Below are 14,960 nucleotides of genomic sequence, written 5' to 3'. Positions count from 1 at the left end.
ATGGTGAGACTGCAAGGACAGGGAATCGGTCCGGGGCGGCAGCGGGGTGCGATCGGCCTGGCGGCGGTCCTCCTGCTGGTGGTGGTGGTCGTGTTCCTGGCCCTGGCTCTGGATGCCGGCCGGCTCTATATGGAGCAGCGGAACCTGCAGCGGATCGCCGATGCGACGGCCCTGGAAACGGCCTGGAAGCATACCGGCTGCACGGCGGATCCTGCATCGGCGCTACAGACGGCGCAGGCGGTGGCGGAGCGCAACGGCTACCAGGGTGATGACCTCGTCATAGGAGCGCAGGGGCTGTTGCTGGGCCGTCTGGTGGAGGACGGCGTCCTCCGGGTGTTCGAGACCATGCCGGATGTAGGCCATCACGGGGTGGTGCCGGAGGCGGCGCGGGTGCACGTGGAGCACGAGGTGCCGCAGAGCTTGGTCCTCGGGGGGCTGTTTGGCCAGCAGGCCACCCTGAGCGCCGAGGCGGTGGCCCGGCGCATGCCGCTGGTGGGGATCTCCGCCGGCTCCTGGGCCGCGCGGGTGGACACCGAGAACTCCCCCCTGCTCAATGCCCTGCTTAACGGTCTGCTGGGGACCAACCTGCAGTTGGACGCGGTGGCCTTCGCCGGCCTGGTGGATACCTCAGTGACGCTGCTCCAGTTGGCTCAGGACCTGGCGGTACTGGGGGTGGATCTCAGTGTCGCGACGGTCGATGAGCTGCTGTCCGCAAATGTGCGTTTGCTGGATGTGCTGGAGGCAGCCGTCCGGGCGGTGGAACGGGAGGGTGTCCTCGACGTGAACGCCTCGGTCCTGCGCAACCAGCTCCTGAACATCGGGGTGGAAAACCTGGAGCTGCAGCTTGCCGACATCCTCCAGGTCCAGGCCCCCTCCATGGATCCGGACGCAGCCCTGGACGCCCAAGTCAATGTGCTGGACCTGATCATGACCACGGCGATGACCGCAACCCGGGACCACGCCGTGGAGCTTGATGTTCTCCTGCCACTGAGTGATCTGAATCTGCTGAACCTGGTAGATGTTGACGCCCGGGTTAAGGCCACGATTGTCGAGCCGCCGCAGATTGTCATCGGCCCGCCCGGCCGGGGCCCCGACGGGGAGTGGCGGACCATTGTGGATACCGCGCAGGTGCGCCTCCAGGCCGCCGCGGACCTATCATTGAATGTGGGTATCGCAGCGGTCGACGTCGACCTGGGGGTGGCGCTGCAGGCGGCGCAAGGGAGCGCCTGGGTTGAGGGGGTTGGCTGTCCTCCGGACACCCCCGGGGCCACGGAGGTGGCGGTCGGCACTCTGCCCGGGGTTGCTAATCTGGAGCTGGGGGAGTTTGATGACATCGCTGTCTCCGACCCGTCGGTGTTACCGGTGGCGGTCGAGGTGAGGGCCTTGGGGATTCACATTGCCACCCTGGCGCTCGCTGCGAACGCGCCGATTCAGCCTGCTGCCGGCGAAACGCTTCATTTCCTGGTTGAGGACCGGGCGGCGTTGCCTACAGAGGTGCAATCCGTCGCCAGCGGCTTGGGCGGAGCACTGGCGAACGGGTTACAGACCTTGGGCGAGAGTATCGATGTGGAGATCACCCTGGTCGAGGATTTGGGAGTGCTCGCAACGTTGCTGGGACTGACCACGGCCGTGGTGGAAGCGCTGGTTAATGAAGTGGTTGCGATCTTGCTGAGCCTGGTATTACCCCTCGTGCTGCAGCTATTAGGGAGCGTCATTCTGGAGCCGCTGCTGAGCATGCTTGGCGTTGGCGTGGGAGGGTTAGACGTCCAAGTGGTGGAGCTGCTTGAGGGCGGCGTCGATCTGGTCCGATGACGGTGAATCCAGTGTCAAGGCGATCCCGGTCCGCATCGTGGTGGCGAAAAAGGCGAATCATGGGCGTGCAGATGGGTGGCAACAGGAGGCAGCGCGGCGCGGCGGCCATAGAGTTCGCCCTGGTCTTCCTGCTCTTTTTCACGGTGTTCTACGCGATTGTCTCCTACACCTTTCCGATGCTGTTGGTGCAACAGATGAATATGGCAGTGGCCGAAGGGGCGCGGGTGGGCTTGCGGGTCGATCCCTCCCGGACGGATTTCGGCCAATATGACACCTATCCGGATGCGGTTATTGGGCATTCGAAACAGGCCACCAATGACCTGCTGTCGGAGTCGGTCCTTACGGCCCTGGCACCCGGAGATTTCGACGTGGAGGTCACCCTGACCGGAGACGTCCTTTCGGTTCGGGTGGCGTATGATTACCAGGCTGCGCCGTTTGTCGTGCCGCTGGTGTTTCCGGGAATCGGGGCTGTCCCGCAGTTGCCGGAGACACTGGAGGCCAGCACCCGTATAGAGTTCTAATACCTTGGTAAGGGGTGGTGATGATTCAGCCTAATGTCCTGTTGGTCGATGACGATGCCTTGGTCCATGAGGAATTGACCGAGGCGTTGGAGGATGCGGGTTATAACGTTTGGCATGCTAATAATGGGCAGGGGGCCATTCAGACCCTGTGTGAGGATTTGAGCATTCGCATCGTCATACTTGACTTGCGGATGCCAATCCAGGATGGTTTTTTTGTATTGAACACCCTGAGAAGGGATTTTGGTGATTATCACGGCATCATCATTATCACCGGTCACGGGACCAAGGAGGCCGCGCTCGAAGGGATTCGCAAGGGGGTGACCGATTTCCTGGAGAAACCGGTATCGCCCGACGACGTGATCGCCGCGGTGGAGGCGATCCAGGCCGCTGATGCCCTGAAGTCGTTGTAGCCGCCGGCCCTCATGGCTGATGGGGCCGTCGGAGGCCCCAGCCGGTTTGCTCGACCGCGGAGGTTGACCCTTGCCCGAGTCATACGACAGCCATCCTCACCAGGCGTCGGCCTGGCGGGAGGACTATGCGCACGGATCCGTCCGGGCGTCGGCTATTGTCTCGGAGTGTGCCCATTTGCTCTCGCTCGCGCCCCCCGCCACCGGTGCAGGCCCTTTGCGGCGCCTGGCTGGGGTGCTGGGGCAGGCGCTTCAGGCGGACCACGTCGTTATTCACTTGGATCAGGGCGAGATCTCGGGGTTTCCGGAGTCGGCTGTCCACTGGCATCTGCACCCGCCCCTCCAGTCCAGCGAGCGGTTAACGCCGCGGGCCTACGAACAGACCCGGGATTGGCAGCGGATGCTGGATACCCTCAGTCCGGGTGTCTGGCTGCGCCAACCGGACCGCAGTGGCATTGATCAGGCCGTGCCCCTGCCCAAGACCGTCGAGGGGGTGATGGCGGAGCGCCGGGTGCGCTCGCTGCTGCTTTTCCCGCTGGTGAGCGGTGGCCGGCCTTTGGGCATGCTGGCGGTGGAACAAGCCGGTATTCGGGAGGACTGGGATGACTCGCTGGCCCGCGGCCTGATGCCCGTCGGCTGCCTGGTCGCCGGTTACATCGCCCAGGTGGGGCTGGTGCAGGAGCGGCGAGGAGAGGCGGAGCGCTATCAGGGCCTGATCACGCTGGGGGGCTTGGGGCAATTGGTCTGGTGGCCCGGACCGGATCGCCTGCAGTGGTTCGGGCCCGCCACCCGAGTGCTGGGCCTGCCGCCCTCCGGCCAGGGGCACCTGGCGCAACTGGAACGGGCAGGGGCGTTGCCCGATGCGGCGCCGGTGGTCAGCGGTTTTCGCGATGCGGCCGCGGGCGCCGTCGGGCTCGAATCGGAGGTTCGGGTGGCGGTCTCTGATCCCCGCGGGACGGGCCAGGGGCGACGGTGGTACCAGCTCCGCTTCCGGCGGGAGTCCGGGTCGCAGGAGGACCGGGTGCTGGCGGTTCTGTATGAGATCACCGGGGAGGTGGAGGCCCGGGAGGCCCACCGGGTGAGCGCCTATGCCCTGGAGAGTGTGGCCGAAAAGGCGGGGATTACCTTCTACTCGGCACGGCTGGAGGGGCATCGCCTGTTGCCTGATTACGTAAGCTCCTCCTCCGAGGGGTTATTGGGGCAGGCCGTCCGGAATTTGCCGGCGCAGGAGCGCCTCAGCTCGCTGACTCACCCGGCGGACTTGGCCATCATCAAGGAGCGGGTGAAGCAGCTTCAGCGCGAAGGGCAGTTCTCGGCCATTTACCGGCTGCGCACCGCTGACGGCGGGTACCGTTGGGTCTATGAGGGTGTCCAGAGTGCGGGCGGGGGCAACGTCGTGGGCATGTTTTGGGATGTGACCCGGCGCCAGCAGCTTGAGCAGGCCATTGCGGACAGCGAGCGCCGGTACAAGGCCATCGTGGACGATGCCCCGGCGTTTATCTGCCGCTACACCACGGACTTCCGGATTGTCTTTCATAACACGGCCTTTTTCGAGTCGTTCATTGAGCCGTTGCAGGGGGAGCAGGACGGGGTTACCTGGCTGGATCTGCTTCCGGAAGAGGAGCGCGTTGGTATCGGCGACCGCCTGGGCCAGTTGACGCCGTTGTCGCCCATCATCAGCTACGAGCTGAGAATGCAGGTGCCGGGCCGGGGGGTGCGCTGGGTGACCTGGTCGGAGCGGGGGTTCTTCTCCGACGATGGCGACCTGCTGGAGGTGCAGGCGGTGGGACACGACAACACCGAGATCAAGAGCGCGCAGGAGAAGCTGATCCATGCGGCCAAGATGGCGACCGTGGGCGAAATGGCCACGGGGGTGGCGCACGAGATCAACCAGCCGCTGAATGTCATCAAGATGGCGTCGTTCAACGCCCGGCGCAACCTAGCCAAGGGCGAGGCCGGCCTGGAACAGGTGGGCAAGAAGCTGGACCGCATCATCGGCCAGGTGGAGCGGGCCGCCGCCATCATCCAGCAGATGCGGGTCTTTGGCCGGAAAAGCGATCCTGAAGCGCGATTGTTCTCGGTGGTGGCCGCCATTGAGGATGCCCTGGTTCTGATCCAGGAGCAGTTCACCGGCAATGGCCTGCAGGTGACGTTTGAGGATCGGGCCCGCGGAGCCTGCCAGGTGCTGGGTAACCAGGACCAACTGGTTCAGGTGTTGCTGAACCTGATGATCAACAGCCGGGATGCCATCAGGGAGCGGGCCCGGGAGCAGGGTAACGCGGAGTACTTACAGGGTGAATGGATTACACTAAAGTTAGAGTCCATTGACGACGATGGAGGGCGCGAAATGCTGCGCATACGTGTCCAGGACTCAGGGCCGGGGATCAGTGACGCCGCCTTGGGTCACCTGTTCGACCCGTTCTTTACCACCAAGGAGGTCGGTGAGGGGACAGGGCTTGGACTCTCGGTCAGTTTCGGGATCGTAAAGAGCATGGGCGGCGTGATTTCGGCACGCAATACCGATGCGGGTGCGGAGTTCACGGTCGATTTGCCCGCCGTTGAAGAACGGACGTTATGAGTCGGTTGAAGCGGATGCCGCAGTCGGCACCCGCCAATCAGTAGTTCATTTCTTTTTTAGAAGGTGCGACAGTGGATGTGATGCAAAGAGAAGACAGTCACTCCGAACCGGTGGCGGTTCTGGTGGTCGATGATGAAAAGTATATCGTCGAGGAGATCGTCGAATATCTCTCCGAGCTCGGTTACGATTGCGAGAGCGCGACCTCAGCGGATGAGGCGCGGAAAAAGTTCTTCGAGCGTAAAGACATCAAGGTGGTGATCACCGATATCAAGATGCCGGGCGAGGACGGGATTACGTTCGCTGGCTGGCTCATCGATTCGTTTGAGGCCGACCGGGTGTTCGAGGTGGCGGTATTGACGGGCCACGGCTCCCATAGCAACGCCATTGCGGCGCTGCGCAGTGGTGTCCGGGAATACCTGCAAAAGCCGGTCAATCTGGACCAGCTGGCCCGATGTGTCGAAAAACTGGTTGAGCGGGTCAATCGCCGGAGCGAAATCCGCGGCGGGGGCGAAATCGGGGTGAAACTCGATTCCGTGGCGACCTCGGTGAGCACCATGGCCAGTGACCTTGAGGAGATCAAGGGCAGCGTTATGGGGCAGCGCGGTGGTCAGGCAACCCGCGGGAAGGAGGGCGTCCAGGGCGGGCTGGTGGAAGGCTTCGCCCGGCTGACCAAGCGGCAACGCGAGGTGACCGAGCTGATCGCCAAGGGGCACAGCAATTACCAGATTGCCAACCACCTGCAGATCTCGGAGAACACGGTCAAGCTTTACGTGTCGCAGGTCCTCGCCCTGACCGGGGTCTCCAACCGGACCCAACTGGCCCTGCTGGCGAACCGCCACGGCTTGCTGGAGGAATCCTCCGGCTGAAACGCAGGGTATTATGGCCTGCCACTGGCCCGGGGACGCGGGGCGATGGGCAACCGTGATCGCCGCCCGTAGTGCGAACCGGGCGGCGACTGCGGCGGCCTAACGTCCGGCCGGCGGGGGGAACCAGTCGCTGACCGTTTCCGGCGGGCTGCCCGGAAGGTGCTCCTCGTTCAGGGGTAACCATTCCTCGTCCGCTCCGGCGACGTAAAGGACGTGACCAAAGGGTTTGCGAGGCACGTACCAGTGTTTCTTGAGGGCGGTCAGGTCCAGGTGGACGTTGCCGCGCATGGGATCGGCGAGCCACGCTTTGTCGTCCGCAACCCCCCGGACCACCACGTAGTGCCCGATCCGGCGCGAGGCCCCCATATGCAGTATGGCCGGTCGTTGCACCCGAAGGAGCAGGTCCAGGTCGACCGCGTAGGCATGGGCCTTGAGGCCTGCCTGGCGACTAAGCTTGCTCAGGTCAGTCAGGCTGGCGGGGCGGCGGTGTTTCAGTCTCGCCTGCAGCGCGGCTTCGCTCGTCGGTAAGTGTAGGACCTCATTCATCAGGGTGGCCAGGGCGGCCAGACCGCAGGAGTCAGGGCGGGACTGGGGAATGACCCGGCTGAAATCCCGGCCGGCCTGCGCGCGGTTGAAGGACCGATGTTTGAGCAGCGTCACGATGTCACCTCCTTTACAAAATCCTTTGGGCAACGGCTGGATAAGCCGTCATCCCGAGCCCCCCTGCGCGGGCCCGAATCACCGACGAATGGCTTGCCCCCGTCATCGCGAGGGCCGAGGCTTTCTTCCCCCCGTCATCGCGAGGGCCGAAGGCCCGTGGCGATCCAGAGGGGTAGACTGCCGCGTCGGCTTCGCCTCCTCGCAGTGACGGTGGGGGCGACCTTCCGCTTCCGGCACAGCCCAATGCTTCAAGAGGGCCGAGGCTTTCCCCCGTCATCGCGAGGGCCGAAGGCCCGTGGCGATCCAGGGCGGCCGACTGCCCCGTCGGCTTCGCCTCCTCGCAGTGACGGTGGGGGTGGCCTGCCCTTTTCAGCCGAACAACCGGGCGCCTACCAACGCCAGGGCAATCAGGGCCACCCAGGTCAGGCCGGTGAGGAGCAGGCTGCGGTTCCGAGGTTGCTCCGCCACATCCAGAAACACCAGGGCGATCAGCCCGGCAAACGCCAGCAGCATGAGGTGGCCAAGGACGGGTACCGGTCCGAGGATGAGCGGGATCATGATGAGAATGGTCCCGCTATGCACCCGCTGCCAAGCGATGCGTACGGCGCAAAGAAGCTGGACCAGCAGCCATATCACGGTCGCCGTGGCCAGTGAGGCTAGGATTGCGGATTGCGCGCCGGAGAGTAATTGCGTCCCCAACCCCTCGCGACCCATGGCCAGGGCCATCAGGGTGTTCAGAAGGATGATCCCGGCCAGGATGAGGAGCGCCGCGGACCACTCGGTCCACGAGCCGGAGAGTTGCCGCAGGGTGGTCCGCGGTGCGGTGACGACGCCCTGCAGCAGGCCTGTCGCGGCCCGGGGGACCGAAGGGAGATGAAGAGCGGTCGTTTCAGTCATAGCGCAAGGCCTCCATGGGTGGCATGTTCGCCGCTTTACGTGCCGGGTAGTAGCCGAAGAAGCCGCCAATACTCGCTGAGAAGAGCAGGACCAGCAGCACCGAGGTGACCGTCAGGCTCCCTTCCCAGGGCAGCAACTGGTTGGCGAGGAGGATGGAAATAAAGGCCAGGCACAGCCCGACCACCCCCCCGACCACGGTGAGCATGGCCGCCTCGGAGAGAAACTGCAGCCGGATCTGGTTGGCATTGGCCCCCACCGCGCGCCGGATGCCGATCTCGCTGACCCGTTCGCTGACCGAGGCCAGCATGACGTTCATCACACCGATCCCCCCGACCACCAGGCTGACGCCGGCGATGCTGACCAGGGTCCAGGTCATGGCGTCGACAATCCTTCCGGCCAGGGTCGCGATCTCGCCAAAGTCGGTCACGGTGTGGGTCTTGCCGGCATTGCTGAGCCGGGATTTGCGGGTCATCAGGTGCAGATCGATGGCGCGGGCCACTGCGTCCTTGGTTTCACGGCCGGTGGGCTCCACCATGATGTATTCCACGTGGTGGGCCCCAGCCAGGGCCCGCTGGGCATACCGGATGGGGACGAAGAGGTTGCGGTCCTCGCCCTGCCCCAGCGCCGCGTCGTCCCGTTGGCTGAGCACCCCGACCACCTCCAACGGTTGCCCGCGGAAACGGATGGACTCGCCCAGCGGCGGTTGGTTGCCGAACAATTGCTGGGCGAGCTCCGCACCGAGGACGGCAACCGGTGCCGCGGAGCGCTGATCCGCCCTGTTGAGGAGCCGGCCGGTGTCCACGCTCAGCTCCCGGAGGGCGAAATAGTCGGGCTCTGTGCCCACCACGCTGCCGGCCGCCCGCTTGTCGGCCACGCTGAGTTCGCCGCTGAGTTGAAAGACGGCCGCCACCCGGTGGACGTCCGGGATCCGGTTGCGGAAATGCTCGGCATCGGCCAGGGTCAGGCTCTCCATGATCACCGGGTTGAAGAAGCTGGTGGGGTCCTCCGAGGAACCGGGCGTCACCACCAGCAGGTCCGAGCCGAGGATCTGGACCTGGCCCTCGATGTAGCTCCGTGCGCCCATGCCAATGGCCAGCAGGGTCACCACTGCCCAGATCCCCACGGCGATGCCGAGCACCGTCAGCCCGGAGCGCACCTTGTGCTCCCGCAGCAGGGCGAAGGCGTTGCTGATCGAAGCGGTGGAAACGGGCAGTCTCATGCCGGACAGGATGCGCTGATTGTCTGCACGCCAGGCCCCGCCTGGTCCCAGTGCACCCGGTGGAGCCGACCGCGGTGGAGCTCGTAGGCGATCTCAGCGTCTGCGGCGAGCGCCATGTCGTGGGTGACCAGGATGACCGCCATCTCCGGGATGACCTGGCGCAGTTCGTGGATGATCCGCATGATGCTGCGGCCGGTGTCCGGGTCCAGGTTGCCGGTGGGCTCGTCCAGCAGCAGCACCGTCGGATGGGAGGCCAACGCCCGGGCGATGGCCACCCGCTGTTGCTGACCGCCCGAGAGCTGCCGGGGGCGGTGGTGGGCGTGCTCGGCCAGGCCGACGCGTTCCAGGCTCTCCCAGGCCCGGGCCCAGGCCTCCTCACGGGTCAGATCATCACGGTATTCCAACGGCATGGCCACGTTCTGCAGGGCCGTCATCCGGTCGATGAGGTAGAAGCGCTGGAATACGAAACCCAGGGTCTTGCCGCGAAAGGCGGACAGCTCCTCATCGGAGAGATCGCGGGTGGGCCGGCCCCGGATATAGACCTCGCCCTGGTCCGGCCGCTCCAGGCAACCGAGCACGTGAAGTAGGGTGGATTTCCCGGAGCCGGACGGCCCCACGATGGAGACCAGATCGCCGCGCCGGACCACCAGATTCGCATCAATCAAGGGCGAGACCCGATGGCCCCCCACTGAGAAGCTCTTGGCCACGTGAGCGAGTTCGAGAACGATAGACATGGTGGCACTTCACTCGTAGAAGAGGACTCGAATACCGTCAGCGTCGTCGTCGGACCAGGGGGTATCCCGCAGGACCGCATACTCGTCGTCCTGCTCGCCCAGTTCGACGCCCGCCGGGCGAATCTCCCCGGACCGGTCCTGGATCCAGATGATGCTCCGGCCCTCATCCCGCAAGGCGCGGAGGGTGTCCCGGTGCGGGTCCAGGAGGCGTTCGGATTCCGGCTCAAAGACCAGGGCCCGCAGAGGGATGGCCGGGCGGGGCTCGGTTTGTTCGATATGGATGCGTGCCTGCACACTCATGCCCGGCATCAGGCGGTGGTGCGGATTTTCGGCGTCGGCCCGCACCTCGTAGACCTGGACCCCGCGGCGCTCGTAACCGCCCGGCAGGACGCGCCGGACCTCGGCATGGAAGTCCTCCTGGCGGTAGGCCTCCACGTTGAAACGGATGCGCTGCCCGGCTCGGATCTTGCCGATGTCGGCTTCGTTGACCTCGAGCCGGAGCTCCATCGGCTCGAGGCCGGCCGCCACGGTGAACACCGGTGTCTGGCCGCCGGGGGCGACCCGGTCGCCCAGTTCGGCGGCGATATTGAGCACGCGGCCGTCGATGGGGCTGCGGACCTCGGTGTGCTGCAGGTTGTCCCGTGCCTGCTCCAGGCGGATCTCTGCCTGGCGGACATGGGCACGGGCGGTTTCCAGGGCAGCCCGCATGTCCTCGTAGTGGGCCCGCTCCTGGTCGCGTTCGTCCCTGGGGATCAGATCCTCCCGATACAGCCGCTCGGCCCGGTCCCGCTGTTGGATGGCGCGCTGGTACCGCCCTAGCGCCGAGGCCAGCTCGGCCTTGGCCCCCCAGAGCGCGGCCTCCGCGTCCTCCACCTCAATGCGGATGTCCTCGTCGTCCAGGGTGACGATGGCCTCGCCCCGGCTCACCCGGCCGTTGGCCTCCGCGGCCTCCGCGGCGATGTCGACCACGGTGCCCGCCACCCGGGGGTAGACGTTCATCTGCCGGTGGGCGCGCAGGGTGCCCTGGGCGCGCACCTCCATATTGAGGGGCCGCGGTTCGATAGGGGCCGCCGCCACGCCGTCCGGCAGTGATCGCCCGCCGCTGGTCAGCAGGGCAAGGAGCAATCCGCCGAACAGCACGGCCGCGACAATCGCGGTCCGCCGCCGGAAGCTGAGCCCGTGCCAACGTGCCAGTGCGTTATCCAGCGAACGCTGGAGGGATTGCAAGCGGTCTTCGCCATCGGGTTGTTGCGATTGGCTCATAATTACAAGCCGGCCTCCGTCAGCCGTTCCAGTGATGCCCGGCCCATGGCCCAGTAGATACCGATCACAGCCTGCTGGCGATCGAACTCGGCCAGGGCCAGTTCCAATTCGGCCTCCCGCAGATCTAGGGCGGCGTCGGAGAGGTCGGAGAATGCGCGGATGCCTTCGCGGTAGCCGATGGTGGCGCTGCGCAGGTCCTGCTCCGCCGCCCGGATCAACGTCTTGCTGAGCTCTATCCGTTCCTCGGCCTCGGTGAGTTCACGCTGTGCGTTGTGCAGTTCCGTCAGGACATCGCGGCGTGCCTCGCGTTGCCGTTCAGCGGCCGCCATCATCTCCGCGCGCGCCTCGGCGGCGCGCGCCCGGCGCTGGCCGCCGTCAAAGAAGCGCCACTCCAACTGCACCCCCACGGTATAGTTTGGTTCCGAGCCCGGTCCGGAATGGAACTCATCGACGCGGTAATTGCCGGTGAGCCGGATCTCCGGGCGCCGGTCCGCCTTCACCTGTTCCAGCTCCTCGTGGTGGGCCCGGAGGAACTGGCGTTCGGCCTGTAGCCGGGGGTGGTCTTCGATCACCCGGTGGGTGGCGTCCCGCCTGCCGAGTTCCTGCGGTGGCGTCAGTTGAGCCCCTTCGACGACCGAGAACGCCCAGCCCGCCTCATCCAGTCCCATGGCGGTGCGCAGTCGCACCCTGCTGGCCTCCAGGTCGTGGCCGGCGCGGGTGACCTCGAGACGGGCTCGGGCGCGTTCCGCCTCGGCCTTGATGACGTCACCCCGCGTTACCCGCCCGGCCCGGTGCATGCGCCGGGCGAGGTCCAGGTTCTCCTGCCGGCGTTCCAGGAATTCCTCCTGGATCCGCAGCGCGTTCTGGAACCTAAGGACATCGAAATAAGCTTGAGTCACATTGAAGACGGTGCTGGAGGTGATGTCATTCAGCCGGGCCTGTTCCGTGCCCAAATGGGACTCGGCGGCGCGTTTTCCGTGCTGCCGGCGGCCGAAATCGTAGAGCATGTATTCTGCCTGCAGGGCCGCCCCGTAGCGGGTGAAGCCCGACATGCTGGTATCCGGGTCCTTGGTCTCGATTTCCACACCGTTGAAGTCGAGTACTGCGCGGGCTGAATCGGGCCGGGCGGTGTTGAGGGTCAGCCTTTCGATCCGGCTGGATGCGGAAAAATGGGGATAATACAGGGATTCGGCCTGATCCAGGCGCGCCTGGGCCCGGTCAATGTGGGCCTCGCCGGTGCGGATGCTTGGATGGAGCTGCAACGCCTTGCCGATGGCGGAGCGCAGATCCAGTTCGCGGTTGGGGGCGGAGTGGCGGTCCTCGTCGGCCATGGTTGCTGTGGGGGCAATGCCCATGACGACGATCATCAGAACGGTAAGCCAGGTCTTTGTCATTGGGCGACTCTTGGGTAGTTGGTTCATTAACCATCTATTTCGCTAAGTATTTGCCGGATTATCCATTCGTGATATATGCTTGGTAAGGCTTATGCCAATGAGTCCATTCCCGCAGAATGATATCAGCTAATCAGGGTGGAAGGATTCGCCCAATAGTAATAGTTGAATTTAATGATTGGCTGCTTCTTGTTTCTGGGCGTAGGATCGAATTCGCTGGCTGAAGGCTGGCAATTATTTCTGCCATAGGCAAAGTCAAGGAGTCGATTATGTTCCGTGAACTGACCAACGTGGAGATGGATGCGGTAGTGGGCGGTGCCGGCGTGAGCCTGGACCTCCAGGTTAGCGGCGTGCTCGAGCTGCTGGGTGCCGTTTCGGGTATCGTGGACGGCCTGCTGGGCACCGTTCTGGGTGCCGTGGGCCCGCTGCTCGGCGGCCTGCTGTAAGCGCCCACTGATCAGTGCCTGAACGGGCACGCAGTGATCGCACCCCTGTCCGGGCCAAGGCCCTGGCAGGGGTTTTTCGTTACAGAAGGCCTACCAGGGGAGCGGCTCCCCCTTGGGTGCATGCCAGAACCGGCCTGTCTCCTCCAGGGTCAGCTCGTCCATGCACCGGATGATCCCGGCCGCCGACTCCGGCGGGTCGATCAGCCCGTTGTGGGCGGTCATATCGGTGCGCACCCAGCCGGGGTGGAGCAGGGCCACGGCGATCGCCCGCTCGCGCAGATCGTGGGCCAGGGAGACGCCCGCCATGTTCACCGCCGCCTTGGACATGCGGTAGCCGTAGCTGTTGCCGGAGGTGTTGTCGGCCAGCGAGCCCATCCTGCTGGTCAGGATCCCCAGCTTGCCGCCTGGCCGTACTCGCGGCGCCAGCGCCTCCGCGGCCATCAACGGGCCCAGGGCGTTGGTCTCGAACTGCTGGTGGATGCCGGCGACCGCCGCCTCGTCCAGGGCGCCCAGGCGCTGCTTGCTCATGACCCCGGCCACCACCAGCAGCCAGTCCAGCTCCCGGTCGGCCAGGGCGGTCGCTAGGGCGCGCAGGGTCTCGTGGCGGGTGATATCCACCTCGGTGTGGATCTCCGCACCCGTGGCCTCCAATTCAGCGGACGATGTACGGGCCGCGGCAATCACCGTATCGCCCCGTGCGCGCAATTGCCGCACCACCTCCAGTCCGATGCCGCGGCGGGCGCCGATGATCAGCTTGCTCATGAGTGGTCTCCTTGGCGTTGTCGGCGGGGCAGACGGGCGCTGGTCTCAGCGTCCACCGCCAGGGCGATGAACAGGGCGTCGGCGTAGAGGTGGGTGGGCGGGAGGCGGCCCTCCCGTTCCTGTTCCAGCGCCCTGTCGAGGGTCTGTCGGGGTTCGTCCGGTAGCCGGGCCAGGGTCTGCTCGCCGAGGGTGTCGACATAGCTGGTCAGAAAACCGATGGCGCGCAGCCGGCGGATGCGCCCTGCCACGGCCCGGCGCCAGAGAGGACCGCGTACCGAATGCACCAGCAGGGTGTAGAGCGGCGGCCCGAGCAGCATCAGGAAGAGCAGCACAGAGACGACAATGCCGAAGGGGATCTCCATCGCCTCGGCCGCCAGGTAGAAGCCGACGATCAGCGCCAGGGTGGTCAGCCCCACCAGCAGGTTGGCCTTCAGCAGCACCCGCTGCGCCAATTGAGTCAGGTTCTTGCGTTCCCGCGTAATCCACTCGTCCATCACCACCCCCTCTCTGGTCATACTTTGGGGGCTTTCCCGCCGGGACTCAAGCGGCCGGCCCGCGGTGCTGGGGCAGTCCGGCAGGGACGGGGCGTTGATGGGCGAATTCGCGGTACCCTGGTGTCGAATTGCAGAGGCACTGAGGCAGGACAGGACGATGTGTGGACGCTTCGCCCTCTCGGCGTCGCTGGAGCGGATCGCGGCGGATTGGTTTGAGCTACAGGGGGTGGGCCCGGAAGGGGGCCCGCGTTACAACATCACCCCGGGTACCGCGATCCCGGCGTTCCTGAGTGACGGCGGGAAGGGCGCGGAACTGGCCGCGCTGCACTGGGGCTTCCGGCCCGCCTGGGCCCGGGAAGGGCCCATGCCCATCAACGCCCGTGCGGAAAAGGCGGCCACCAGCCCCTATTTTCGTGAGGCCTTCGCGCGCCGCCGCTGCCTGGTGCCAGCGGACGGCTGGTTTGAGTGGCAGGAGGCGGAAGGAGGCAAGCAGCCCTACTTCGTCACCCAACGGCCACGGGCGACCGCTCCGGTGCTCTTCCTTGCCGGGCTGTGGACCCCGGGCCCGGACGGTACTCCGGGCAGTTGCGCCATACTCACCGAGCCGGCCGCCCCTGTCTTGGCCCATATTCACCACCGTCAGCCGGTGGTGTTGGATCCGGAGTGCCGTTGGGCCTGGCTGGATCCCGATCTGCGTGACCGCAGGGCGATCCGCCAAGCGGTCAGGCGTCTGGACCCGGCACGGCTGTACGCCTATCCGGTCTCCCGCCGGGTCAACCGGCCCGCCGAAGACGATCCGGGGCTGATCAAGGTTGACGATGGTTCGGATGGCGGGCCAACCTGACCGGCGCCCGCCCCCTTTCGAACGGTGAGCCATCCCCGGCTTTGACGCGGGGCGAAGGACTGCCTA

15 protein-coding genes are annotated in these 14,960 nt (G+C 65.6%); 7 read left to right on the top strand and 8 right to left on the bottom strand.

Annotated elements, in window-relative coordinates; genetic code table 11:
* The 5 genes from MLG_RS10925 (at window position 1) to MLG_RS10905 (ending at window position 6,184) form a co-directional block, all read left to right on the top strand.
* A complete protein-coding gene (locus tag MLG_RS10925; protein WP_011629891.1) occupies window positions 1-1,812 on the top strand; it encodes a TadG family pilus assembly protein in 1,812 nt (603 codons plus the stop codon).
* A 59-nt stretch (window positions 1,813-1,871) separates the two neighbouring features.
* Window positions 1,872-2,333, top strand: a complete 462-nt coding sequence (locus MLG_RS10920; RefSeq protein ID WP_041718037.1) for a TadE/TadG family type IV pilus assembly protein — start codon at window positions 1,872-1,874, stop codon at window positions 2,331-2,333.
* Window positions 2,334-2,353: 20 nt separating this feature from the next.
* Complete coding sequence (locus MLG_RS10915) at window positions 2,354-2,743, top strand: response regulator (protein ID WP_011629889.1); 390 nt, start codon at window positions 2,354-2,356, stop codon at window positions 2,741-2,743.
* Between the two features lie 214 nt (window positions 2,744-2,957).
* Window positions 2,958-5,318 (top strand): ATP-binding protein, encoded by a 2,361-nt coding sequence (locus MLG_RS10910; protein ID WP_049753573.1) that lies wholly within the window; start codon window positions 2,958-2,960, stop codon window positions 5,316-5,318.
* Between the two features lie 80 nt (window positions 5,319-5,398).
* Complete coding sequence (locus tag MLG_RS10905) at window positions 5,399-6,184, top strand: response regulator transcription factor (protein WP_041718576.1); 786 nt, start codon at window positions 5,399-5,401, stop codon at window positions 6,182-6,184.
* A gap of 99 nt (window positions 6,185-6,283) precedes the next feature.
* Here the strand turns inward: MLG_RS10905 and MLG_RS10900 are convergent, their stop codons facing one another.
* The 6 genes from MLG_RS10900 to MLG_RS10875 all read right to left on the bottom strand — a co-directional run bounded on the left by MLG_RS10900 (window position 6,284) and on the right by MLG_RS10875 (window position 12,351).
* The gene (locus MLG_RS10900; protein WP_011629886.1) at window positions 6,284-6,844 is read right to left on the bottom strand and encodes a C39 family peptidase; all 561 of its coding nucleotides are present in this window, start codon (window positions 6,842-6,844) and stop codon (window positions 6,284-6,286) included.
* Between the two features lie 369 nt (window positions 6,845-7,213).
* Window positions 7,214-7,741 carry a hypothetical protein gene (locus MLG_RS10895; RefSeq protein WP_011629885.1) on the bottom strand — a complete coding sequence of 176 codons (528 nt, stop codon included), beginning with the start codon at window positions 7,739-7,741 and terminating at the stop codon, window positions 7,214-7,216.
* Window positions 7,734-8,960 (bottom strand): ABC transporter permease, encoded by a 1,227-nt coding sequence (locus tag MLG_RS10890; RefSeq protein WP_011629884.1) that lies wholly within the window; start codon window positions 8,958-8,960, stop codon window positions 7,734-7,736. Before MLG_RS10890 ends, MLG_RS10895 begins: the two co-directional genes overlap by 8 nt.
* Window positions 8,957-9,694 carry an ABC transporter ATP-binding protein gene (locus MLG_RS10885; protein ID WP_011629883.1) on the bottom strand — a complete coding sequence of 246 codons (738 nt, stop codon included), beginning with the start codon at window positions 9,692-9,694 and terminating at the stop codon, window positions 8,957-8,959. The genes MLG_RS10890 and MLG_RS10885 overlap by 4 nt, the downstream gene beginning before the upstream one ends.
* Window positions 9,695-9,703: 9 nt before the next feature.
* Complete coding sequence (locus tag MLG_RS10880; RefSeq protein WP_011629882.1) at window positions 9,704-10,957, bottom strand: efflux RND transporter periplasmic adaptor subunit; 1,254 nt, start codon at window positions 10,955-10,957, stop codon at window positions 9,704-9,706.
* A gap of 2 nt (window positions 10,958-10,959) precedes the next feature.
* Window positions 10,960-12,351 (bottom strand): TolC family protein, encoded by a 1,392-nt coding sequence (locus MLG_RS10875; protein WP_049753572.1) that lies wholly within the window; start codon window positions 12,349-12,351, stop codon window positions 10,960-10,962.
* 266 nt (window positions 12,352-12,617) lie between these two features.
* Between MLG_RS10875 and MLG_RS15590 the strand changes: the two genes are divergently transcribed.
* Window positions 12,618-12,794 (top strand): hypothetical protein, encoded by a 177-nt coding sequence (locus MLG_RS15590; protein WP_198003225.1) that lies wholly within the window; start codon window positions 12,618-12,620, stop codon window positions 12,792-12,794.
* 90 nt (window positions 12,795-12,884) lie between these two features.
* Here MLG_RS15590 and MLG_RS10870 read toward each other — a convergent pair whose 3' ends face one another.
* Both MLG_RS10870 and MLG_RS10865 read right to left on the bottom strand, forming a co-directional pair.
* A complete protein-coding gene (locus MLG_RS10870; RefSeq protein ID WP_011629880.1) occupies window positions 12,885-13,556 on the bottom strand; it encodes an SDR family oxidoreductase in 672 nt (223 codons plus the stop codon).
* Window positions 13,553-14,071, bottom strand: coding sequence for a hypothetical protein (locus tag MLG_RS10865; RefSeq protein WP_011629879.1), 519 nt, complete (start codon window positions 14,069-14,071; stop codon window positions 13,553-13,555). Before MLG_RS10865 ends, MLG_RS10870 begins: the two co-directional genes overlap by 4 nt.
* A 136-nt stretch (window positions 14,072-14,207) precedes the next feature.
* Between MLG_RS10865 and MLG_RS10860 the strand changes: the two genes are divergently transcribed.
* Window positions 14,208-14,894: an SOS response-associated peptidase gene (locus tag MLG_RS10860; protein WP_041718036.1), complete on the top strand. Its 687-nt coding sequence runs from the start codon at window positions 14,208-14,210 to the stop codon at window positions 14,892-14,894.
* Window positions 14,895-14,960: the final 66 nt, after the last annotated feature.

Origin of the sequence: Alkalilimnicola ehrlichii MLHE-1 (assembly GCF_000014785.1) — a bacterium.
GTDB lineage: Bacteria > Pseudomonadota > Gammaproteobacteria > Nitrococcales > Halorhodospiraceae > Alkalilimnicola > Alkalilimnicola ehrlichii.
Note: the sequence above shows the minus strand (reverse complement) of the source record. Positions and strands in the feature narration are given on the sequence as shown.

Coding starts and splice junctions, on each gene's coding strand:
- MLG_RS10920 (WP_041718037.1), top strand. CDS start 1,872: ATGGGCGTGCAGATGGGTGGCAACAGGAGGCAGCGCGGCGCGGCGGCC.
- MLG_RS10890 (WP_011629884.1), bottom strand. CDS start 8,960: ATGAGACTGCCCGTTTCCACCGCTTCGATCAGCAACGCCTTCGCCCTG.
- MLG_RS10860 (WP_041718036.1), top strand. CDS start 14,208: ATGTGTGGACGCTTCGCCCTCTCGGCGTCGCTGGAGCGGATCGCGGCG.
- MLG_RS10875 (WP_049753572.1), bottom strand. CDS start 12,351: ATGACAAAGACCTGGCTTACCGTTCTGATGATCGTCGTCATGGGCATT.
- MLG_RS10880 (WP_011629882.1), bottom strand. CDS start 10,957: ATGAGCCAATCGCAACAACCCGATGGCGAAGACCGCTTGCAATCCCTC.
- MLG_RS10925 (WP_011629891.1), top strand. CDS start 1: ATGGTGAGACTGCAAGGACAGGGAATCGGTCCGGGGCGGCAGCGGGGT.
- MLG_RS10885 (WP_011629883.1), bottom strand. CDS start 9,694: ATGTCTATCGTTCTCGAACTCGCTCACGTGGCCAAGAGCTTCTCAGTG.
- MLG_RS10870 (WP_011629880.1), bottom strand. CDS start 13,556: ATGAGCAAGCTGATCATCGGCGCCCGCCGCGGCATCGGACTGGAGGTG.
- MLG_RS10905 (WP_041718576.1), top strand. CDS start 5,399: ATGCAAAGAGAAGACAGTCACTCCGAACCGGTGGCGGTTCTGGTGGTC.
- MLG_RS10915 (WP_011629889.1), top strand. CDS start 2,354: ATGATTCAGCCTAATGTCCTGTTGGTCGATGACGATGCCTTGGTCCAT.
- MLG_RS10895 (WP_011629885.1), bottom strand. CDS start 7,741: ATGACTGAAACGACCGCTCTTCATCTCCCTTCGGTCCCCCGGGCCGCG.
- MLG_RS15590 (WP_198003225.1), top strand. CDS start 12,618: ATGTTCCGTGAACTGACCAACGTGGAGATGGATGCGGTAGTGGGCGGT.
- MLG_RS10865 (WP_011629879.1), bottom strand. CDS start 14,071: ATGACCAGAGAGGGGGTGGTGATGGACGAGTGGATTACGCGGGAACGC.